The 20,049-nt window shown below is 74.3% G+C and carries 25 protein-coding genes and 1 pseudogene; 10 read left to right on the top strand and 16 right to left on the bottom strand.

Annotated features, from left to right (window positions below; genetic code table 11):
- Nucleotides 1–18 precede the first annotated feature (18 nt).
- Together ACRAKH_RS25745 and ACRAKH_RS25740 are read left to right on the top strand one after the other, a co-directional pair.
- On the top strand, nt 19–1,929 hold the full coding sequence (locus tag ACRAKH_RS25745; RefSeq protein WP_447009345.1) for a S9 family peptidase: 1,911 nt from the start codon (nt 19–21) through the stop codon (nt 1,927–1,929).
- A 66-nt stretch (nt 1,930–1,995) separates the two neighbouring features.
- Complete coding sequence (locus ACRAKH_RS25740) at nt 1,996–2,562, top strand: GNAT family N-acetyltransferase (protein WP_380727149.1); 567 nt, start codon at nt 1,996–1,998, stop codon at nt 2,560–2,562.
- Between the two features lie 75 nt (nt 2,563–2,637).
- Here ACRAKH_RS25740 and ACRAKH_RS25735 read toward each other — a convergent pair whose 3' ends face one another.
- The 6 genes from ACRAKH_RS25735 to ACRAKH_RS25710 all read right to left on the bottom strand — a co-directional run bounded on the left by ACRAKH_RS25735 (nt 2,638) and on the right by ACRAKH_RS25710 (nt 6,629).
- Nucleotides 2,638–3,294 (bottom strand): RES family NAD+ phosphorylase, encoded by a 657-nt coding sequence (locus ACRAKH_RS25735; protein WP_380727151.1) that lies wholly within the window; start codon nt 3,292–3,294, stop codon nt 2,638–2,640.
- A gap of 191 nt (nt 3,295–3,485) precedes the next feature.
- Entirely contained in the window at nt 3,486–4,070 is a 585-nt protein-coding gene (locus tag ACRAKH_RS25730) for a DNA-binding protein (protein WP_380727153.1), read from the bottom strand.
- A gap of 213 nt (nt 4,071–4,283) precedes the next feature.
- Nucleotides 4,284–5,147: a hypothetical protein gene (locus ACRAKH_RS25725; RefSeq protein WP_380727155.1), complete on the bottom strand. Its 864-nt coding sequence runs from the start codon at nt 5,145–5,147 to the stop codon at nt 4,284–4,286.
- A 94-nt stretch (nt 5,148–5,241) separates the two neighbouring features.
- The gene (locus tag ACRAKH_RS25720) at nt 5,242–5,544 is read right to left on the bottom strand and encodes a type VII secretion target (RefSeq protein ID WP_380727157.1); all 303 of its coding nucleotides are present in this window, start codon (nt 5,542–5,544) and stop codon (nt 5,242–5,244) included.
- 21 nt (nt 5,545–5,565) lie between these two features.
- Nucleotides 5,566–6,129, bottom strand: coding sequence for a YbaB/EbfC family nucleoid-associated protein (locus ACRAKH_RS25715; RefSeq protein WP_447009344.1), 564 nt, complete (start codon nt 6,127–6,129; stop codon nt 5,566–5,568).
- A 125-nt stretch (nt 6,130–6,254) separates the two neighbouring features.
- Nucleotides 6,255–6,629 carry an FKBP-type peptidyl-prolyl cis-trans isomerase gene (locus tag ACRAKH_RS25710; protein ID WP_380722431.1) on the bottom strand — a complete coding sequence of 125 codons (375 nt, stop codon included), beginning with the start codon at nt 6,627–6,629 and terminating at the stop codon, nt 6,255–6,257.
- A gap of 159 nt (nt 6,630–6,788) precedes the next feature.
- On the opposite strand from ACRAKH_RS25710, the gene ACRAKH_RS25705 reads away from it, so the two are divergent.
- Nucleotides 6,789–8,729, top strand: coding sequence for a beta-propeller domain-containing protein (locus ACRAKH_RS25705; RefSeq protein ID WP_380722433.1), 1,941 nt, complete (start codon nt 6,789–6,791; stop codon nt 8,727–8,729).
- On the opposite strand, the gene ACRAKH_RS25700 is transcribed toward ACRAKH_RS25705, so the two are convergent.
- Nucleotides 8,722–9,474: an EI24 domain-containing protein gene (locus ACRAKH_RS25700; protein ID WP_380722511.1), complete on the bottom strand. Its 753-nt coding sequence runs from the start codon at nt 9,472–9,474 to the stop codon at nt 8,722–8,724. The genes ACRAKH_RS25705 and ACRAKH_RS25700 overlap by 8 nt on opposite strands.
- Before the next feature lie 139 nt (nt 9,475–9,613).
- Here ACRAKH_RS25700 and ACRAKH_RS25695 point away from each other — a divergent pair, with 139 nt between their 5' ends.
- From ACRAKH_RS25695 to ACRAKH_RS25685, 3 genes are all read left to right on the top strand, one after another.
- Nucleotides 9,614–10,948 carry a helix-turn-helix domain-containing protein gene (locus tag ACRAKH_RS25695; RefSeq protein ID WP_380722435.1) on the top strand — a complete coding sequence of 445 codons (1,335 nt, stop codon included), beginning with the start codon at nt 9,614–9,616 and terminating at the stop codon, nt 10,946–10,948.
- Between the two features lie 87 nt (nt 10,949–11,035).
- The gene (locus ACRAKH_RS25690) at nt 11,036–11,218 is read left to right on the top strand and encodes a hypothetical protein (RefSeq protein ID WP_380722437.1); all 183 of its coding nucleotides are present in this window, start codon (nt 11,036–11,038) and stop codon (nt 11,216–11,218) included.
- Nucleotides 11,215–11,448, top strand: coding sequence for a hypothetical protein (locus tag ACRAKH_RS25685; RefSeq protein WP_380722515.1), 234 nt, complete (start codon nt 11,215–11,217; stop codon nt 11,446–11,448). Before ACRAKH_RS25690 ends, ACRAKH_RS25685 begins: the two co-directional genes overlap by 4 nt.
- A gap of 130 nt (nt 11,449–11,578) precedes the next feature.
- On the opposite strand, the pseudogene ACRAKH_RS25680 reads toward ACRAKH_RS25685, so the two are convergent.
- The 4 genes and pseudogenes from ACRAKH_RS25680 to ACRAKH_RS25665 form a co-directional block, all read right to left on the bottom strand.
- Nucleotides 11,579–11,902: pseudogene (locus tag ACRAKH_RS25680) on the bottom strand (SRPBCC family protein); the annotation flags it as partial.
- Between the two features lie 63 nt (nt 11,903–11,965).
- The gene (locus tag ACRAKH_RS25675; RefSeq protein ID WP_380722439.1) at nt 11,966–12,151 is read right to left on the bottom strand and encodes a hypothetical protein; all 186 of its coding nucleotides are present in this window, start codon (nt 12,149–12,151) and stop codon (nt 11,966–11,968) included.
- A gap of 35 nt (nt 12,152–12,186) precedes the next feature.
- The gene (locus ACRAKH_RS25670; RefSeq protein WP_380722441.1) at nt 12,187–12,819 is read right to left on the bottom strand and encodes a GNAT family N-acetyltransferase; all 633 of its coding nucleotides are present in this window, start codon (nt 12,817–12,819) and stop codon (nt 12,187–12,189) included.
- Between the two features lies 1 nt (nt 12,820).
- A complete protein-coding gene (locus ACRAKH_RS25665; protein ID WP_447009343.1) occupies nt 12,821–13,267 on the bottom strand; it encodes a DUF309 domain-containing protein in 447 nt (148 codons plus the stop codon).
- 158 nt (nt 13,268–13,425) lie between these two features.
- On the opposite strand from ACRAKH_RS25665, the gene ACRAKH_RS25660 reads away from it, so the two are divergent.
- Both ACRAKH_RS25660 and ACRAKH_RS25655 read left to right on the top strand, forming a co-directional pair.
- Nucleotides 13,426–14,457: a DNA polymerase IV gene (locus ACRAKH_RS25660; protein ID WP_380722445.1), complete on the top strand. Its 1,032-nt coding sequence runs from the start codon at nt 13,426–13,428 to the stop codon at nt 14,455–14,457.
- 1 nt (nt 14,458) lies between these two features.
- Nucleotides 14,459–15,016, top strand: coding sequence for a dihydrofolate reductase family protein (locus tag ACRAKH_RS25655; RefSeq protein WP_380722447.1), 558 nt, complete (start codon nt 14,459–14,461; stop codon nt 15,014–15,016).
- An 8-nt stretch (nt 15,017–15,024) separates the two neighbouring features.
- On the opposite strand, the gene ACRAKH_RS25650 is transcribed toward ACRAKH_RS25655, so the two are convergent.
- On the bottom strand, nt 15,025–15,825 hold the full coding sequence (locus tag ACRAKH_RS25650; protein WP_380722449.1) for an SDR family NAD(P)-dependent oxidoreductase: 801 nt from the start codon (nt 15,823–15,825) through the stop codon (nt 15,025–15,027).
- 48 nt (nt 15,826–15,873) lie between these two features.
- On the opposite strand from ACRAKH_RS25650, the gene ACRAKH_RS25645 reads away from it, so the two are divergent.
- Nucleotides 15,874–16,278, top strand: a complete 405-nt coding sequence (locus ACRAKH_RS25645; protein ID WP_380722451.1) for a winged helix-turn-helix transcriptional regulator — start codon at nt 15,874–15,876, stop codon at nt 16,276–16,278.
- Nucleotides 16,279–16,401: 123 nt separating this feature from the next.
- Here ACRAKH_RS25645 and ACRAKH_RS25640 read toward each other — a convergent pair whose 3' ends face one another.
- Nucleotides 16,402–17,112 (bottom strand): S1 family peptidase, encoded by a 711-nt coding sequence (locus ACRAKH_RS25640; protein ID WP_380722453.1) that lies wholly within the window; start codon nt 17,110–17,112, stop codon nt 16,402–16,404.
- Between the two features lie 118 nt (nt 17,113–17,230).
- On the opposite strand from ACRAKH_RS25640, the gene ACRAKH_RS25635 reads away from it, so the two are divergent.
- A complete protein-coding gene (locus ACRAKH_RS25635) occupies nt 17,231–18,067 on the top strand; it encodes an ADP-ribosylglycohydrolase family protein (RefSeq protein ID WP_380722455.1) in 837 nt (278 codons plus the stop codon).
- Here ACRAKH_RS25635 and ACRAKH_RS25630 read toward each other — a convergent pair.
- The 3 genes from ACRAKH_RS25630 to ACRAKH_RS25620 form a co-directional block, all read right to left on the bottom strand.
- Nucleotides 18,052–18,903, bottom strand: a complete 852-nt coding sequence (locus ACRAKH_RS25630; protein ID WP_380722457.1) for an SRPBCC family protein — start codon at nt 18,901–18,903, stop codon at nt 18,052–18,054. The genes ACRAKH_RS25635 and ACRAKH_RS25630 overlap by 16 nt on opposite strands.
- Complete coding sequence (locus ACRAKH_RS25625) at nt 18,900–19,208, bottom strand: ArsR/SmtB family transcription factor (protein ID WP_380722459.1); 309 nt, start codon at nt 19,206–19,208, stop codon at nt 18,900–18,902. The genes ACRAKH_RS25630 and ACRAKH_RS25625 overlap by 4 nt, the downstream gene beginning before the upstream one ends.
- A gap of 76 nt (nt 19,209–19,284) precedes the next feature.
- Nucleotides 19,285–20,040: an alpha/beta fold hydrolase gene (locus ACRAKH_RS25620; RefSeq protein WP_380722461.1), complete on the bottom strand. Its 756-nt coding sequence runs from the start codon at nt 20,038–20,040 to the stop codon at nt 19,285–19,287.
- Nucleotides 20,041–20,049: the final 9 nt, after the last annotated feature.

Genomic DNA, 20,049 nt, shown 5'->3' with positions numbered 1-20,049 from the left:
GCGGTAACGTCCTCGGACGTGCGCCCCGATGACTTGCAGTCGTTGACCCAGCCCGGCTCCGTGTCGGTGCGTGGTGACCTCGTCCTGGTGAACGTCGCCACGCCGGACGTCGCCGCGAACGCCTACCGGGGCGGGCTGCACCGCGTCGCCCTGGACGGCGGCGGCACGCGGCGGTGGACGTGGGCGGAACGCGACCTGGCCCCCAGGATCTCCCCGGACGGGCGCTGGGTCGCGTTCCTGCGCGTGGCGGAGCGCGGCAAGCCGCCGCAGCTGCACGTCATGCCCGCCGACGGCGGCGAGGCGCGCCGGCTCACGGACCTGCCGCTGGGCGCGGGCACGCCGGTGTGGGCGCCCGACTCGCGGCGGCTCGCGTTCAGCGCCCGGGTGCCCGAGCCGGGCCGCTACGGCACGCCCGTCGCCGAGGGCGAGGAGCCGCCGACGCCGGACGCCGAGGCGCCCCGCCACATCACCCGGCTCGACTACCGGCTGGACGACGTCGGCTTCACCGCCGACCGGCGCACCCGGCTCTTCACCGTGGACGCGCTGGACCCCGACGCGCGGCCGGTGGAGCTGACCGACGGCACGTTCGCCGTCCTGGAGCCCAACTGGACCGCCGACGGCGAGCGGCTGCTGTTCCTGGCGGAACGCGACCTCGGCGCGACCGAGACGTTCCACAACGACGTGTACTCCGTGCCCGCGTCCGGCGGCGCGCCCGAGCTCGTCGTCCGCACCGCGGGCTGGGCCGCGCACCCGGTCGGCCTGCCCGACGGCGGCGTGCTGTTCTACTCGCCCGAGAGCGCGCCCGGCACGGCGAGCATCGCGCGGAACATGAGCCTGTGGCGGTTCGACGGCGAGAACCTCACCCGGCTCACCGACGTGGAGACGGTGGACTGCGAGAAGGCCGCCGGCCCGCCGGTGGTGACCGACGCGGGCGTGCTCGTGGCGGTCCGGAACCGAGGCGCGGTCGAGCTGCGCCGCGTGCCGCTGGACGCCTCCGAGGCCGCCCTGTCCGACCTGGAGCTGCTGGCGGGCGAGCGGGCCGAGGTGAAGTCGTTCGCCGCCGACGGCGACCGGGTCGTGGCCGTGGTGTCCACTTCGGACAACCCCGGCGAGGTCGTGCTGGTGGGCGGCGGCACGCTGACCGACTTCGGGTCGGCGGTGCCGCTGCGGCCCGCCGTGGAGCTGACCGGCTCGGCGCCGGACGGCTACCCGGTGCACGGCTGGCTCGTGCTGCCCGAGGGCGAGGGCCCGCACCCGGTGGTGCTGGCCGTGCACGGCGGGCCGTTCATGTACCACGGCTGGGGCTTCTTCGACGAGGCCCAGGTGTACGCCGCGGCGGGCTACGCGGTCGTGCTGCCCAACCCGCGCGGGTCGGCCGGGTACGGCCAGGCGCACGGCCAGTCCGTGATCGGCGGGTTCGGCACGGTGGACGTGGACGACATCCTCGCGGTGCTGGACGTCGCGCTGGAGCGCCCGGACCTCGACGCGGACCGGGTCGGCGTGATGGGCGGCTCGTACGGCGGGTTCATGACGTCGTGGCTGGCCGCGCACCACGGCGAGCGGTTCCGCGCCGGGTGGAGCGAGCGGGCCGTCAACGCGTGGGACTCGTTCGCCGGGTCGTCGGACATCGGCTGGTACTTCACCGACGCCTACTGCGGGCCGAGCCTGGAGGCCCAGCGCGCGATGAGCCCGCTGACCTACGCCGAGAAGATCACCATGCCGTTCATGGTGGTGCACTCCGAGCACGACTGGCGCTGCCCGCTCGAACAGGCGCAGCGGCTGTTCGTCGCGCTGCGTCGCAACGGCGTGGAGGCGGAGATGCTGGTGTTCCCCGGAGAGGGGCACGAGCTGACCCGTTCGGGCAAGCCGCGTCACCGCGCGCAGCGGTTCGAGGCCGTCCTCGCGTGGTGGGCCCGCCACCTGGCCTGAGCCCGGCGGCCGAACGGTTGGCGGAATGGCTAGCGGACGGCGTGCCGGTTGCGGCACGCTCACCGGATGCAGTGGACCGTGCGGGCCGGACGGCCCGACGACGCGCCCGAGATCGCCAGGATCAACGTCGATGCCTGGCAGCACTCGTACCGGGGGATAGTGGACGACCCGGTGCTGGACCGGATGCTGCCCGAGAGCAGGCTGCCGACGTGGTCGCGGGTGCTGCGGCTGCCCGAACCCAGCCGGGTGTTCGTGGCCGTCGAGGAGGGCACCGGCCGGATCGGCGCGTACTGCGCGGTCGACGAGGTCCGCGAGGCGAAGGACGCGCACCCCGACCTGCACACGGGCGAGCTGGTGGCGATCTACGCCGATCCGCGCTTCCACGGCCGCGGCGCGGGCCACGAGGTGCACGAGGCCGCCATGCGCCACCTGATGGAGCAGGGGTTCCGGTACGCGGTCGTGTGGGTGTTCCAGGACAACGCCAAGAGCCGGGCGTTCTACGAGGCGCACGGCTGGCGGCACGACGGGCTCGTGCACCGGTACGAGCTGGGCGACCAGGAGTTGCCCGAGGTCAGGTACGGCCGGTTCCTCCCGGCGCCGCGCAAGCGCGGGCGGCAGACCACGAAGGTCTGAGCCCGCAGAGTGTCGGCCTGCGGAGTCTTGGCCCGAGGAGCCTGCGACCGGGCCGGTCCGCGCCCGCGGGACGCGTCACCCGAGCAGGGTGTAGTTCAGCTCCTCGCAGACCCGTGCGAGCGGCAGGTCGAGGCCGGGGTGCTCCAGCGGCAGCAGCACGTCCGGCGACGCGGGCAGGCCCGTCGCCGCCGGCGGGTCCCAGAGGCACACCGCCGGGTCGCCGCCGTCCATCGACGACCGGTACCAGAGCCCGTCCAGCTCGGGGTAGGCGGCGCGGATGGCGCGCGCCCACTGCTGGGTCAGGTGCTTGGGGCCGGAGCTGATCTCCTGGGACGCGCCGACCCGGGTGGGCCACAGCCCGGCCAGGTCGAGCAGCCGCAGGGTCCGCCGGGGCCGCAGCACGACGAGGAACGGGCTGCGGGTCCGCCGGTCCACGACCGACGTCGCCTGGAACACCTCGGCCACCGACGTGCGCACGGACAGCCCGAAGTAGAGCACGCCCTGGTCGTGGGCGTGCGTGGGCGACCCGTCGGGCGCGGGCGGCTGGGTGTCGAACCGCGCGTGCGGCAGCGGTCCGGTGTACCGGAAGCTGTTCCAGCGCTGCGGGTGCAGGCCCTTCGCGGTGAAGACGCGCACCAGGCGGGTGGCCCGGTGCACCGCCACGACGTCCTCGGTGCGGCGCAGGCTCGCCTGGAGCACAGCGGGAGCGGGCGGCTGGGGAAGCCGTGACATTCGCGTCCAAGGTTCTCGGCGACAGGTTCATCGGCGACGGGTCGTGGGCAGCCGTGGTGTCGGCGGCCGGATCGTCGGCGACCGGGTCAGGCGGGTGGGCCGATCAGGCGGGTGGCCGATCGGCGGCGATCTCGATCAAGGGTGTCGGTCGCGCGTGGTGACGGTCGCGCGGTGTCGGTCGTGGGCGGCGGTCAGGCGGGTGTGCCCAGCTGCGCCGCCAGCGCCGCCACCCGGCGCGGCTCGCCTCCCGCCAGCAGCCACTCGCGCGGCGTGGTCGGTCCGCCGTCCACCACCAGGTCCTCCTGCTCGGTCGTCATGAACCCGGCCACCACGAGCGCCGGCTGGTCCGTCGGCACGGCGGCCAGCACGGCCTCCAGCCCCGGCAGCACGCCGCCGCCCGCGAACTGCCAGGCGGGCAGCCGCCAGCTGCCGCGGTCCTTCCAGCCGACCAGGCGGCCGACGCCGAGCCGGTGCCGGATGCGGCTGGTGTCCACCCCGAGCCGGCGGGCCGCCTCCGCGACGGTCAGCGCCGAGTCGCGCAGCACGGCGTGCGCCACCACGGTCCGGGCCCGGCCCTGGTCGTCGTCGACCCGGTGCGGGCTCAGGTCCAGCCCGACCTCGATCAGCGCGTCACGCTGGTCGGGTGGGAAGTAGCTCGCCGGATCGGGGTGTGGCGGGGCGAGCCTCTTGGCGGCGTCCGCCACGAGGGAGAGGAACTCGTCCGGGGTGACCTGCAGACCTGCCTTGGCCAACACCGCCTCCAGCGCGGGACTCATGCGCACAGGGTATCCCGAGCGTGCGCTTTTGTGCGCGTTGGTAGCCCGATTGACCAACGGCCTCGACTGTGTGCGCACATCTCGCCACTCTACGTAAACGCGTGAGGTCGGGCACGGTGACGTGCGCCTCACACGGACGCGCGAGGGCGCGCACGACCGGGAACGCCCGAGGTGCGTGTGGGTGACGAAACGCGGCGGCGGGCCGCGGCAGGACTACTGACCGGTGATCAACGCGACCGCGCGCTCACGGGTCGCCTCGTCCACCTCGCCGAGCTGGAACCCGCGCCCGACGATGTGCGCGACCAGCTCCGGCTCCGGCGGGAGGCCGTGCTTGCGCAGGTAGTGCGGCACCGCGCCGGCCCAGATCCAGGAGCCGTCGGTGCGGAAGTTCAGCGGCACGTCCTGGTCGCCGGGCACGAACTCGTCCACGTCGAGGTGGCGCGCGGCGAGCACGACCGGCGCGCCCTCCAGGTACACCAGCAGCGCCTCCGCGAGCCGCGGGTCGATCGCCTGCCGGTTGACCACCGGGCGGCCCGCCTCGTCGCGGCCGTCGTACACGTGCGCGGTGCGCAGACCGCCGTCCTGGGCGGCCGGTGACGCCTCGGCGGCCTCGACCGGCGGCGGGGGCGGGGGCAGCGGCGGCAGGCCCAGGCGCGCGCGCAGCCAGTCGGGGATGCGGTCGTCCTGGCGCGGGAACGTGCGCAGCTCGTCCTGGAAGCCGATGAGCGGCGGCGCGTTGCGCCAGCGCGGCTCGTCCTCGGCGTTGAAGTCGACCGCGAACTCGGCGGGCGCGACGATCTCGTACACCGCGCTCAGCCACGTGCCGCGGTCCGGCTGGTACATGCCCGCGCGGAGCTGCCCGAACAGCTGGACCACGTCCATCGGGGGGCGCACCGGCCGCCACTGGCCGTCGGGGCCCGCGAACGCCAGGTCCACCTCGATGTGCCTGCCCGCGGCCCGGTACTCGGCCCGGACCCGCTGCCAGCCGGGGGGCAGGGCGGGGAGCATGGCCCGGCCGATCTGCTTGACGAGCTGGTTCTGCTCCTGCTCGGTCAGCGGTGTGGCTGGCTGGCTCATGCGTCGAACACCCCTTTGGCTCCCCCGGCGCGGTGTGGCTGATCTTAACGGCCGCGACCCGCGCGCGTGGTCCGGTTGGGCGAGCCCCCGCCGGTCAGCCGCCGGTCCGGAAGCTGTCCCGGATGGCGTCTTCCATCTCGCGGTACTGGTTGACGGTGTCCTTCACCGACCGGCCCGCGGCCTCCATCGCCTCGACGGCGCCCTGCAGCGCGTCCAGGCCCCACTGCTCGACCGGGTCCAGCATCATCCGGAACGGCTGGCAGATGATGCCGTACGCGTCGGTGGGCATGCTGACGGTCTTCGCCGCGTCCACCGCGCCCTGCAACCGCGAGCCCAGGTCGTCCAGCTGCTTGCTGTGCGCGTCGAGCGTGTCCGCGACGATCTCGAAGCCGGCCATGCGATCCCCCTGGAAGGCTGGTTAGGAAAGGAAGGACTGCCCGAAGTCGTCATCGTCGTCGTCGGGCCGGCGCGCGGGCCTGCGGGACGACGGCGGCGCGGGCGGCGTGCCCGACGGGCCGTGACGCGGTGGCGGCGGCGGTGGCGACGCGTCGTCGTCCTCGATGCCGAACCGCAGCTCGCGGCCCACCGCCGGCGGCGGCGGGGCGTCCTCGGGCGGCGGCGCGGGGAAGGTGCGCTTGGCCTCGTCGAACAGGACGTTCGCCGTCTCGTCGCGGGTGCCGATGGTCTCGGTCATGGCCTGCTGGAGCAGCTCCGGGATGCGGGACTGCGCCCGCTGCAACGTCCGCATCACCTCGGCGGACACCTCGGCCATCCGCTTGTCCCGCGCGGACTCCGCGATCTCCAGGTGCGTCAGGATGCCGTTCGAACCGATGGTGAGCCGCACCGAACCGTCGCGCGACGCCTCGGAAATGGTCATGCCCTGAACGCGGGTGGCCATCTCCTGGTAGCGCTCGGCCTTCTCCTGGATGCTCTGCTGCCACTGCCCGAGCATCCGCTCGGACGCGCCGATGTCCTCGGGCACGCGGCTCCCCCTCGGTAACGCCTGGTCGGTGGTCCCACCAGGATGACGCAGTGGTGAACGGCCCGGTTCCGGTCACGGTCAAATGCTCCGAACGGGGCAACCGCCGGAACCGGGCCAGGTCCCGGTCAGCCCACGCCGAGCAGGTCCACCACGAAGATCAGGGTCTCGCCGGGCTTGATCACGCCGCCCGCGCCGCGGTCGCCGTAGCCCAGGTGGGCCGGGATGACCAGCTTGCGCCGGCCGCCGACCTTCATGCCGGCCACGCCGCGGTCCCAGCCGGCGATGACGCGGCCGCCGCCCAGCGGGAAGCTGAACGCCTCGCCGCGGTCCCAGGACGCGTCGAACTGCTCGCCGGTCGAGTGCGACACACCGACGTAGTGCACGTGCACGAGCTGACCGGGCGCCGCCTCGGGCCCGTCGCCGACGGTGATGTCCTCGATCACCAGGTCGGCGGGCGCGGGGCCCTCGTACGGCTCGACCACGGGCTTGCTCGGGGCCATATCACTCTCCTGTGTCGCTGCACCCCGGGAAGTGGGGTGTTGGGCAATCGGTCCTGGCCTACTCAATCACGTCCGGGTGACGACGGCCGACCGGCCCGCGCGGCGCGGCGCGAACCGGTCCCGGGCAACCCTTTGCCTGTTCCCCTCCGTCCTGGGGACATGACGAGATGGCCTTGGGGCGCGCGGGCGGCGCTGTTCGGTGGTGTCGCCCTGGTGGTGGGGGTGAGCGCGGCCTCGGCCGTGCCCACGCGGGCGGAGGACTGGCGGACCATGCCGCCGATCGAGGCCGTGCCGGTGGACCTGGTGGCGTTCGACACGTGCGACGCCGCGCTGGCCGGGCTGCGCGAGGCCATCGCGCCGCACGTCGGCGTGTACGGGCTGGAGCAAGGCGGTTTCGCCGCCTCGACGGACGGCGAGGTGGCCGCCGACTCGCGCGCGGCCGGCGTGCCGAAGGCCACGGCCGAGTCGGCCCAGGAGCCGCAGCACTCCAAGACCAACGCGCACGAGGCGGGCGTCGACGAGCCGGACCTGGTGAAGACCGACGGCAATCGGCTGGTGACGGTTGTCGACGGCAGGCTGCGCGTGCTGGACGTGGCCACCCGCGCGGTCACCGGCACGCTCGACCTGCCCGGCGGCCACGCGTCCCAGTTGCTGCTGCACGGCGACCGCGCGCTCGTCGTCGGCGGCGGGGGAGGCATGGCGGGGCGCGGCATCGCGCTCGACGGGCCGACCGACGTGTACTCCGAGGGCGCCTCGGTGACGTTGGTCGACCTGGCCGGCGCGCCCCGCGTCCTGGGCACGCTCACCGTGGACGGCCGGTACGTCGACGCCCGGCAGGTCGACGGCGTGGTGCGGGTGGTCGTGCACTCGGGGCCGCGCCTGCCGTGGGTGTACCCGACGGACGGGCGCAGCGAGGCGGAGTCCCTGATCGCGAACCGGGAACTGGCCGCCACCGCGCCGATCGGGTCGTGGCTGCCGCGCTACGAGCTGACCGAGGCGGGCGGCGCGCGGTCGGAGGGCTCGCTGGTGTCGTGCGACCGGGTCAGCCACCCGGAGGAGCACTCGGCGACGTCCATGCTGTCCGTGCTGACGTTCGACTTCCCCGGCGAGCTGGGCAACGGCGACGCGGTGACGATCATGGCCGACGGCGACACCGTCTACGGCACGGGCACGTCGCTGTACGTCGCGGACGACCACCACTTGCGGCCGATGACGCGGACCGCGCCGACCGCGCCGCCGACGACGGCGATCCACCAGTTCGACGTGTCGCGGCCCGGCCCGCCGGAGCACGTCGCGTCCGGCCAGGTCGCGGGCGCCCTGCTGAACCAGTACTCGCTGTCCGAGCACGCCGGCCACCTGCGGGTGGCGACGACGTCCGCCGACGCGCCGGGCATCCCCGAGCAGGCGCCCGCGACGCAGAGCGCCGTCACCGTGCTGAAGCGGGACGGCGCGGTGCTCCGGCAGGTCGGCAAGGTCGACGGCCTCGGCCTCGGCGAGCGGATCTACAGCGTCCGGTTCCTCGGCCCGGTCGGGTACGTGGTGACGTTCCGGCAGGTCGACCCGCTGTACACGCTGGACCTGTCGGACCCGGCGAACCCGCGCAAGGTGGGCGAGCTGAAGATCACGGGCTACTCGGCGTACCTGCACCCCGCCGGCGACGGGAAGCTCATCGGCGTCGGCCAGGAAGCCACCGAGCAGGGCCGCACCACGGGCACGCAGGTGTCGCTGTTCGACGTGTCGGACCCGGCCGCGCCCGCCAAGGTCGCGGGCCACCACCTGCCGGGCGCGTCGTCCGAGGTGGAGTACGACCCGCACGCGTTCCTGCACTGGCCCGCCCGCGACCTCGTGGTGCTGCCGGTGCAGACGTACCCGACCGCGGAGAAGCCGGTGGCGCCGCAGGCCGGAGGCGTGCTGGTGCTGCGGCTCGGCGACGGCGCGTTCTCCGCGCTGGGCACGATCGCGCACGAGCCGTCGACCTACGACGCCGGCATCCGCCGGGCGCTGGTGATCGGCGACGACCTGTGGACGGTGTCCGCGGTGGGCGTGGCGGTCAGCCGGATCGACGGGCTGGCGCGTCAGGCGTGGGTGCCGTTCACCTGATCTGGTCGTGGAGCAGGCGGTGCGCGAGGACCGTGCCGCCTGCCATCGCCGCCGGCAGCACGACCAGCGCCGCCAGCGGGACGAGGCACAGCAGGTAGGTGGGCACGGCGAAGCCGAGCGTCACGGCCCGCCGCTTGCGCAGCACCCGCCGTCGGACGCCGAGCTTCAGGCCGCGGCGGGTGAACGGGATGGCGGTCAGCTCGATGCCCAGCAGCGTCGCGTTGACGCACACCGCGACCACCGGCACGACGGTCTGCCCGACGACGGGGATGAACCCGGCCGCGAACAGCGGGATGGCGCACAGGATCGCGATGCCCACGAGCAGCACGGCGTCACGCACGCCGACCGCCGCGGACCTCACCCACGTCACCTGCTCGGCCTCGGGCACGCCGCCGAGGTGGGTGTCCTCCACGGTCTCCGCGATGTGCTCGTAGAACGGGCCGCCGATGATCAGCGTGATGGCGGTGAACAGCAGCAGTCCGATCGCGACGAACGCGCCGATGATCGAGAACCCGGCGGCGAACCGGGTGGCCGCGCGCAGGCCCTCGTTCCAGTCGTCGGCGAACGGGGTGACCCACGCGGCGATGTCGTCGATCCAGACCGCGAGCCCGATCACGCCGCCGATCAGCAGCGCGGTCGTCACCACGGCCGGGATCGCGCCGATGAGCAGCAGTTTCGGCGAGCGGAACACCAGTCCGAACCCCTGGCCGAGCAGACCGACACCGGTCGAGAAGTCCCGCAGCACCTTGATCACGGGGCGGAGCATATCCGCGCGGCCGCCGCGCCCCGCCCGATCTGTCCGATCCGAGTCCACCCCGTAACGGCGGTCGCGGAGTTCTGGGAGCGGTGCCAGGATGCTGGGTCTGTCGTGAAGGGAATGGGTTATGGCACTCGATCGCACCGACCCGCGCGGGGGACGTCCCACGGTCGTGGTCCCCGAGGCGCCGTTACCGCCGCTGCCCCGCTCGTTGTGGGAGAGCCGCGAGGTGCGCGACGCGGTGCGCGACCGGTCGCCGGGCGCGGTGGTGGCGCTGGCGCGGCGGGCGCACGGCCTGCGCCAGGACGAGCTCGGCGCGCTCGCCGGGTTCTCGCAGTCGGCGATCTCGCGGCTGGAGTCGGGCAGCAACATCGCCTACGACCTGCGCGTCCTGCGCCCGTTGCAGCGCCTGCTCGGCATCCCGGCGCACCTGCTGGGCCTGGCCGACCACTCGCTGCCGGTGGCGGCCGACGAGCTGGACCGGCTCGGCTTCGCGGGCGCGGCGGACGGCGGCGGCGGCGTGGTCGGCCTCGACCTCGGCTCGCTCCTCGCGATCACCGGCGCGGCCGTGTTCAGCGGACCCGGCGGCACGGTGTCGGCCGAGGCGCTGAACCGGCTGCGCGTCCTGCGCCGCGTCATCAACGACGCGCACAACTGGCGCGGCTCCGACGCGCTCATGTCCGCCGCCCGCGGCCTGTACGACTTCGTCGACCGGCTGCGCCGCTCCGCCCGCGGCGAGCAGCGCCGCGACCTGCTCGGCATCGCCGCGACGTACGCCGAGTTCCTCGGCTGGCTGCACGAGGAGACCGGCGACCCGCGCGGCGCGATCCAGTGGACGGCCCGTGCGCTGGAGCAGGGGCAGGCCGCGGACAGCGGCGACCTGGTCGCCTACTCGTACGTGCGGATGTCCCAGCTGGCTGAGGCCGACGGCGACGCGGACCGCGTGGCGGGCCTGGCCCGCGCCGCCCGCCGGGAGAAGGACCTGAGCCCGATGGTGCGGGCGCTCGCGCTGCGCCAGGAGGCGCGGGGCCTCGCCGGCGCGGGCGACGAGGCCGCCTGCATGGACCGCCTGGACGAGGCGCGCGCCGAGTTCGAGCGCGTCACGCCGCCGTCCGACGACGAGTACTGGATCGGCTACTGCTCCGCCGCGGAGCACTTCGAGCTGGAACGCGCGGCGAGCTGGCTGGCGCTCGGCCGGCCGAACCGCGCCATCGAGGTGTACGAGGACGTCCGGCAGCAGGTGTGGCGGCGGCTGTGCGCGTGGGAGCAGGGCGTGCACGTCGCCAAGCTCGCCCACGCGCACGCCATCGCGGGCGAGACCGACCACGCGGTGTCGCTGGCGTACGACGCGCTGGACACCGCGCGGGCCACGAAGTCCGCGCAGGTGCTGCGGGAGCTGGGCAGGCTCGGTTCGTGGGAGGGCTCCCGCGACGTCGCCGAACTGGCCCGCGGCGCGCGCTGAACCGGTCCCCATGCGTGTTCCGCATACGGCGGTGGCGATTCGGGTTCCGCGCTGCCCTACCGACCGGTCACCCCGCACGATGGGAGGATGATCGAACCGGAACCCACGGAGCGACCGCCCCGCGAAGCGGCCGGTGACCGCGCCCGCGCCCACGGGGGCGTCCGCAGGGGCGACGCCCGGCAGCGCTGCGGGCCGTACCGGCTGGACTTCTACGCGACCCCCGACGCCGTCGTGTGCGTCGTGTCGGATGACGAACTGGTCCGGACGTGAGCGCGACGCCGCCCTCCCAGGAGCCGGTGCTGCTCGTGCGCCGCAGCGGTGGTCTCAGGGGCGAGTGGGAGCGGACGTGCCACCTGGTGCCGCTGCCCGACGGCACGCAGTCCGCGTTCCACGCGCTGTGCGGCGAGCGGATCGAGGTGGACGCGGCCGAGCTGCTGCCCGAGCCGGACGGCATGCCGTGCGTGGCGTGCCTGCTGTCCGCCCCGCCCGCCGCCGGCTGAACGTCGGGTCGGCGTCGGGGTCAGCGTGCGAGGTTGCGGGCCAGGTCGCGGAGGTCCTTGCGGAGGTTCGCCCGCACGAACCACCCATGAGCGGCCCGACGAGCCGGTAGTGCCGGCCCGCGTCACCGCGCACGCGCAGGGTGGCCGCCGTCCCGCCGCCGGTCGCCGGGGCGAACCGGTACGTCACGTGCATCGGGAACGGGCCCGCGACCGAGGTCATCTCCAGCAGTCCGGGCGGCTCGTGCGCCACGACCCGCAGCACGTAGTCGATCCGCTTGCCCAGGAAGCGCGCGGTCCGCGTCACCTCCGCGCCGACGCCGAACCCGCCACCGGGCGCGGGCGCGGTCAGCTCGGCCCGCTTGATGCCCTGCGTCCACTCGTGGTCGTGCCGCCAGTCCATGGCGTACCGCGCCACCACGTCGGGCGGCGGCGGGAGGACACGGCGGGCGGACACGTCCACCGGCCGATTGTCCACCCGGGACGCCGCCCGCACCCGGCGGCGAGGCGGGGGAACGGGTCAGCGGCGGCGACGCCGGAAGCTGAGCGACCGGGCGCCGGCGCCGACACCGGCGAGGTGCAGCGCCACGCAGAGCAAACCGGCCAGCAGCAGCGTGCCGCCGTCCAGCACGGTGCCGAGCGAGGCGTTGGCGAGGTCGAGCAGCAGGGCGAGGCCGAAGATGACCGCGGCGATGATCGCTAGCACGGAAGCCTCCAGGTGGGGATGAGGATGACCACCAGTTACCCCGCCGCGGAGTCCTCCAAGCAGGCGTTCGGCCCAACTTCGAGCCCGAGGTAGGTGAGCGGTCCCGCGTCCGGCACGGCGATCTCGTGGAACCCCAGCCGGTCGTAGAACGCGCGCGCCGCCGTGTTGATCGTCAGCATCCCGAGGTGCACGCCGCGCACGCCCTGGAACGCCAGCGCGCCGAGGAACGCCGTCATGAGCGCGCGGCCGTGCCCGGAGCGCTGGTGCTCCGGCAGGAGGTCGATGTGCAGGTGCGCCGGGTAGTCCGCCAGCTCCGGCACGACCATGCGGCGCGGGTGGTGCAGCAACCACACCATCTCGTCGGTCGGCGTGGCGGGCCGGTCGACCGGCGGGTACCGGTCGGACACCTTCGGCAGCCACTCCGACTCGAACCGGGACACGAACGACGGCGTGTCCGCGGTGCCGATGACGTACCCGACCGCGCGCTCGCCGTCGTCCGCGACGAACGCCAGCGACGGCTCCAGGTCCGTGTACGGCCAGGCGAAGATCGTGGGCATGAGCTCGAGGTCGGGGTAGAGGTGCCGGGAGTCGCCGCCCGCGTCCGCGGTGCGCACGCAGATGTCGCCGACGGCGTCGCGGTCGGATTCCCGGTAGGGCCTGATCACCACGTTACGAACCCCTCGTGAGTCGCGGTACGCCGACGCCCGACGCGGCCCAGGCCACGAGGCCCGCCACGTCGACCCCGTGCGGCGGGTCGTCGAGGTAGGGCGAGATGTTGCGGACCCCGCGGGCCAGCAGCGACGAGGCGCCCGCCGCGCTGCCGCGTGCCGCGTGGGTCAGGCCCACGGCCAGCTGCGCCAGCCCGCGCCACAGCTCCCGCTCCGGCTCGGGCGCGGCCTTCCACGCGTCCTCCAGCACCTCGTGCGCGTGGAACGGCCGGCCCAGGTCCAGCAGCCGCTGCGCCTCGGTCAACGCCTCCCCGGGCGTGCGCGGCACGCCTTCCGGCTGGCGCTCGACGCCGGGCAGGCCGTAGGGCAGCGGTCGGCCGAGCCCGTCGCGCGGTCGCGCGTTGCGGGCCCTGCCCTGCTCGTCGCGGTCACGGGGGCTGGTCGGCACGTCTTGATCGTGTCACGAACGGCGGTCACGCGAAACGGGGCGGTCTCGCGTGGAGAGGGCCGGCCGGGCCGTCTCCCGTGGACCGGGCGGCGTGGCACCGCCCGGGCGGTGTTCGGATCGCCGCACGCGAACGGCGTCGCGCGGTGATACTGGCGGACGTGTCCGAACAGGACTGGGTCCTGCACGTCGACCTCGACCAGTTCATCGCGGCGGTCGAGGTCGCGCGCCGGCCCGAGCTGCGCGGCAGACCGGTGGTCGTCGGAGGAGCCGGCGACCCGGACCAACGCGCCGTGGTGGCCACCGCGTCCTACGAGGCGAGGGAGTTCGGCGTCCACTCGGGGATGCCGTTGCGGCTGGCGAAGAAGCGCTGCCCGGACGCGGTGTTCCTGCCGTCCGACGCGCCCGCCTACGAGGAGGTGTCCGCGCACGTGATGGACGTGCTGCGCGAACTGCCCGTGGTGGTCGAGGTGATCGGCTGGGACGAGGCGTTCCTGGGCGCCCGCACCGACGACCCGGAGGCGTTGGCGGACACCGTGCGGCGGGCCGTGAAGGCGGGGACGGGGCTGGAGTGCTCGGTCGGCGTCGGCGACAACAAGCTGCGCGCGAAGCTCGCCACCGGGTTCGCGAAACCGGCCGGCGTCTACCGGTTGACCAGGGACAACTGGGTCGAGGTGATGGCCGGGAAGCCGGTCTCCGCGTTGTGGGGCGTCGGCCCGCGCACGGCGGCCAAGCTGGCGTCGCTGGACATCCGCACGGTCGCGGAGCTGGCCCGCGCCGACCCGGCGGAGCTGGCCGCCCGGTTCGGCCCGGCGATGGGGCCGCACTTCCGGCAGCTCGCGCTGGGCGCGGGCGACCCGGTCGTCACCGCGACGCCGTGGGTGGCGAAGTCGCGCAGCCGCGAGACGACGTTCCAACAGGACCTGACGGACCCGGCGGAGATCCGCGACCAGGTCCGCGCGCTGGCGCGGCGGGTGGTGGAGGACGTGCGGGCGGAGGGCAGGCCGGCGGCCCGGGTGGTGGTGAAGGTGCGGTTCGCGCCGTTCTTCACCGCCACGCGGGGCGTCGCCCTGGAAGTGCCGACAATGGACGGGAAACCGATCGAGGACGCGGCCCTGGCGGCGCTGGCGCGGTTCGACGACGCGCGCGCCGTGCGCCTGCTGGGTGTGCGCGCCGAGTTCACTGGGGGATGACGTGGGCAAAGTGGTGCTGAACGGTTCCGTGTCGCTGGACGGGTACAGCGCGGGGCCGAACGTGGGCGACGACCACCCGATGGGCGAGGGCGGTGAACGGCTGCACCGCTGGCTGTTCGCCGAGGGCTCCGACCGCGACGCCGCGTTCGCCGCGTCGGTGGGCGCGGTCGTGCTGGGCCGGCGGACGTTCGACCTGGGGCTCCGGTACTGGCGGGACACGCCGTTCCCGGTGCCGAGCTTCGTGCTGACCCACGAGGGACGTCCGCCGCTGGCGATGGAGTCCGCGTCGTTCACGTTCGTCACCGACGGGCCGAAGAGCGCGATCGGCCAGGCCCGCGCGGCGGCGGGGGACAAGGACGTGCTCGTCATGGCGGGCGCGGACTCGGCCCGGCACGTGCTGCGCGCCGGGCTGGTCGACGAGATCCGGCTCCAGCTCGTGCCGGTGCTGCTCGGCTCGGGCGCGCGGCTGCTGGACGGCCTGCGCCCCACCGAGCTGGAGAAGCTGGAGGTGACCGACTCGGACGACGTGGTGCACCTGCGGTTCCGCGTGGTCCGGTGAGACGGCGCTCAGGCGCGGCCGAGGCCGGTGATCGCGTCGAGCACGGCGTGCAGCCGGGCGGCGGTGGCGCGGTCGAACTCGGGTCGGTCGAGGGGGACGAACGCGCCGGCGCGTGACGCGGTGAGCGGCGCGGTGGGCGGGTCCGCCAGGAACCGGCGCACCTGGTCCGCCGCGTCGTCCACCGACCTGGCGAACCGCCGCGCCACCACGTCCAGCGCCTTGCCGCGCAGTCCTCCGACCTGCGCGCCGAGACCGCTGTCCACGAACATCGGGTTGTGCAGCACGTACCGCACGGCGCTGCCCGGGTGCCGGTCGGCGAAGCCCGCGCCGAGCAGGTCGGCCGCCCGCGACGCCTGGCTCACCGCGGCGAACGCGCGGTAGCGCCGGCTCAGCGCCAGGTCGTCCCACCGGATGCCCGGACCGCGCGGCCCGGCCACCCCGCACACGCTCACCACGACCGGCGCGGCCGACCGCTCCACCACCGGCAGCAGCCGTTCCACCAGCACGAACCGGCTCACCGCGTGCAACGCGAACGTGTGCTCCAGCCCGTCGGCGGTGACGACCCGGCGGCGGCTGAACCGCCCCGCGCCGAGCACCAGGTGGTCGACCACGTCGAACCGCGCCGCCAGCTCGTCGGCCACCGCGAGCGTGCCCGCCACCGTGCCGAGGTCGCCGCGCACGAGCTCGACGCCCTCCGGCGCGGTGGCCGAGCGGCCCACGACCGCCACCCGGTGCCCCTCCCGCGCCAGCCGTGCCGCCAGCGCCTTCCCGATCCCGTTGGTGCCGCCCGTGATCACGGTGTTCGCCATAACCTGAAGCGTGGTGCGCGCCGCGACGACACGAAAGAAGGCACATCCATGTCACTGGTCCCGGTGCCGGTCACCACGGCCGACCGCGCCGCCTGCCCGGTGGGCGACGTGCTGACGCGGGTCGGCGACAAGTGGAGCCTGCTCGTGCTGGGGCTGCTCGCCGAACGCCCCTACGGCTTCAACGAGCTGGACCGCGCGGTGCACGACCTGAGCCGCCGCATCCTCACCCGCACGCTCCGGCAGCTGGAGCGCGACGGCCTGGTCGACCGGGAGGTGCGGCCCGGCAAGGCCGCCGGCGTGGAGTACCGGGCGACCGCGCTCGGCCGTTCGCTGCTGGACCTGGTCGTCCCGTTGGGACGGTGGGTGCTGGCGCACGAGGACGCCATCCGGTCCGCGCGCTCCCGTTACGACAACGCTTCCGGCACCCGACGGGTGAAGTCCACAGTGGACTAGAGAGCGAGCGCGGCGCCGGCCGTGGGCTCGGCGCCGCGCTGTCGCCTGGTGGCCCGCTCGCGCGACTGGGGCGTGTCGTGACACTCGCGCGAGCGGGCTGGTCCAGGGTGTTCCGGTACCGGCTCAGACCCCGGCGATCGACTGGATCCACGACCGGTACCGCGTCACGTTCGTGTACGCGGTGGTGGTCTGCCGGTCGCTGGTCGACGCGACGCCGACCTGCACGCCGTTCGCCATCATCGGGCCGCCCGAGTCGCCGCCCGCGGTGATGCCGTCGCCGCGGCGGGCGCAGATGGCCGAGCCGCCGTAGGCGTCGGTGCAGCCGCCGGTGACGGTCACGTTCGCGACCTTCAGGTACTGCGACTGGCAGTTGATCTCCGAGCCGCACTGGGACGTCGCGCCCCAGCCGTAGACCTGCACGTTCTGGCCGACGGTGACCGAACCCGGCTGGCCGAGCCGGGCGTAGGTCGCGGACACGGAGCGGTCGAGCCGGACCAGCGACAGGTCCGCCGAGTGGTTGTAGGTCTGGACGCCGTTGGCCAGGGTGCCGCCGGACGTCTGGTCGAGGCTGCCGATGCGGAACGACAGACCGCCGCCGCTGACGCAGTGCCGCGCGGTCAGGATCCACGTCGGCGCGATGATCGTCGCGGAGCACGTCTGCCGGCCGTTGGAGAACAGCCGGGCCGCCCACGGGGCGTTGCTCGCGTAGCTGCCGCCGATGATGTACGGCGACACGCCGCCCTCGTTCGCGGGCGCCGCCGACGCCGACGGGACGAGGGCGAGCAGGGAGAACAACGCGGCTGCGAGCGCAGGGATCAACCTGGTGATTCGCAAGGTTCCTCGTTTCCGAAGACACGCGATTTCTCGCGCACAGGGGTGTCTTGGGTCACGATGTTCGTACCACCCGACCGGGTGAAAAGGGATATATCGAATCGGTTATAACGTGCGCGTCATGCTTGTCGAACTGGCGGTCGGGGACGCGTACGGCGCGGGCTTCGAGTACGCCGACCACCGCTTCGTGACCACGCACAACACGCTCGCCGGGTACGTCCGGCACCCCCGCCACCACGGCATCCGCCCCGGCTCCTACACCGACGACACGCAGATGGCGCTGGCGCTCGCGGAACTGCGGGTGTCCGGCGAGCCGTGGACCCCCGAGGCGGTGGCGTCGGCATTCGTGACGGCGTTCCACCGCGACCCGCGCGAGGGATACGCCTCCGGGTTCCACGCGTTCCCGGGGACCGTGCGCACGGGGGCGGAATTCCTCGCGCGCATCCGCCCGGACAGCGACAAGAGCGGCGCGGCGATGCGTGCCGCGCCGGCCGGGCTGCTGCCCACCGCGGCCGACGTCCTGCACCACACCGACGTGCAGGCCAAGGTCACCCACGACACGCCGGACGGTGTCGCGGCGGCGCGGGCGGCGGCCCTGGCCGTGCACTACTGCCACCACGGGCTCGGGCCGGTCGCGGAGGTCGGCGCGTGGATCGCCGACCGGCTCGGCTCGGACGTGTGGGCGCGGCCGTGGACGGGCAAGGTCGGGTCGAAGGGCGTGATGAGCGTGCGCGCGGCGCTGACCGCGCTGGCGTCCGGCGACTCGCTCAGCGGGGTGCTGCGGACGTGCGTCGCCTTCACCGGTGACGTGGACACGGTCGCGACCGTCGCGCTGGCCGCCGCCTCACGCTCCGCCGAGATCCGCGCCGACCTGCCCGCGGTGCTGGTGGACGGGCTGGAGAACGGCCCGTTCGGGCGCGACCACCTGGCCCGGTTGGACGCTCAGCTGCTCGCGTAGCGCCGTTCCAGCTCGGCGACCCGGTCCTCCGGCCACCCGCGGACCTCGCCGAACGTGGCCGCGAAGAACAGCTCCAGGTGCGCGTGCCACGCCGCCGGCGCCCGCGGCGCGAACGCCGGGTCGGCGAGCGCGTGCGTCAGCTCCACCGTCGTGCCGCGGTCCGGGTCGTGCCGGAACTCCCACCGCACCCGGCCGGTGGGCGAGTCGAACCCCAGCACGCGCGGGGGCGTGCGCTCGACCACCGGGCCCGCCGGCACGTCCGGGTTGGCGGCACGGGTCGGCACGCCGTCCCCGCCCTCGGTGAGCAGCGCCCACACCTCGTCCAGCGGGCGCCAGACGAGGTCGCGGACGAACCGCACCACGCGGCCGTCGAACCGGCCCTCGTCCAGCCCGAACTCCCGGACGTAGCGCTCCATCGCCCCGAGCACCGCCGCGGGCGGCTCGACCGGCCGGTCGTCCAGCCGGGCTTCGAGACCGGCCAGGCACGTGTCCCAGCCGGCCGCGTTGCGCCCGGCCCCGAGCTCGTCGCCGAGGACGTGCGTGAACACGAGCAGGCAGCTGCGCTCGTGCGGCAGCAGCTCGAACCGGAGCACGTCGGTGTTCCAGCGGAACGCGAACACGGCGGGCGGGTCGAACTCCAGCACCTCGCCGGTGGTGACCTCGTCGGGGAACGAGAACGTCATCGCGCGCCCGTCGATCGCCACCTCGGCCGGGAACCAGTGCGCCAGCTCGCCCGGTTCCGTCACCGCCCGCCACACCTTGTCGCGCGGGTGCGCGAGCACCCGTTCGAACCGCAGCACGGGCTTCCCGTCGATCCGCCTCAGCTCGGCGCTCATCCGTCCACCTCGTCCAGTCGGCGCTCCAGCGCGTCGAGGCTGTCCTCCCACATCCGCCGGTACGGCGCGAGCCACGCGTCGACCTCGGCCAACGGCCCCGGCCGCAGCCGGTAGAGGCGGCGCTGGGCGTCCCGGCGCACCTCGACCAACCCGGCCTCGCGCAGCACCTTCAGGTGCTTGGACACCGTCGGCTGGCTCACCGACAACCCGTCGACCAGGTCGTTGACCGGCCGCTCACCGTCCCGCAGCACGTCGAGGATCTGCCGCCGGTGCGGGTCGGCGAGCACGGCGAACGTAGATGCCATAATGGCAATATAGCCACCACGGCATATGCGCTGTCAACCCGAGGCGGTCGCACCGCGTCGCGTCGGGCGTCTGGGATCAGGCGACCACCTCCGCCCGGCGGATCGGCATGAGCGGTCTCGGGGTGGTGGTCAGGAAGTCGGCCACCAGGGACGCGCACAGGTCCGGCCGCTCGAACGGCATGAGGTGCGACGTGCCCGGCAGCACGCACAGCTGCGCGTCCGCGATGCCCCGGTACAGCGCGACCGTGTGCTCCAGGCGCACGATGTCGTCGTCGCTGCCCAGCACCAGCGTCGGCGCGGTGATCGCGGCCAGGTCGACCACCTCCGGGTCGTGCGCCGCCCGGGCGAACTTCTCCACCACGACCGGCAGGTGGTCGCGGCCGTCCGGCGACACCTCGGCGTACCGGTCGGCGACCTCGGCCGGCAGCCCGCCGCCCGGCTGCGGCAGGAACAGCCACCCGTCCTTGCCGAACGCCGAGTTCAGCACCGCCAGCCTGCGCACCAGGTCGGGCCGCCGCTGCGCCACGCCCAACGCCACCACGCCGCCCGCGCTGTACCCGACCAGGTGCGCCGGCCCGCCGACCACGTGCTCCAGGAACGCGACCACGTCGCCCGCCAGCACGTCCGGCGACACCGGCCCCGGCACGTCCGGCGTCCGCCCGTGGCCCCGCCGGTCCACCAGGTACACGCGGAAGCGGTCCGCCAGCCGCGCCAGGTTCGGCTCGAAGTCCCGCGAATCGCTGAACCCGCCGTGCAGCAGCACCAGCGGCTCGCCCTCGCCCCGCACCTCGTACCAGGTGCGCACGCCGGCCACGATCTCGTACATGGTCATCCCCCTCCG

The sequence above is a fragment of the Saccharothrix hoggarensis genome (assembly GCF_052936025.1).
Note: the sequence above shows the minus strand (reverse complement) of the source record. Positions and strands in the feature narration are given on the sequence as shown.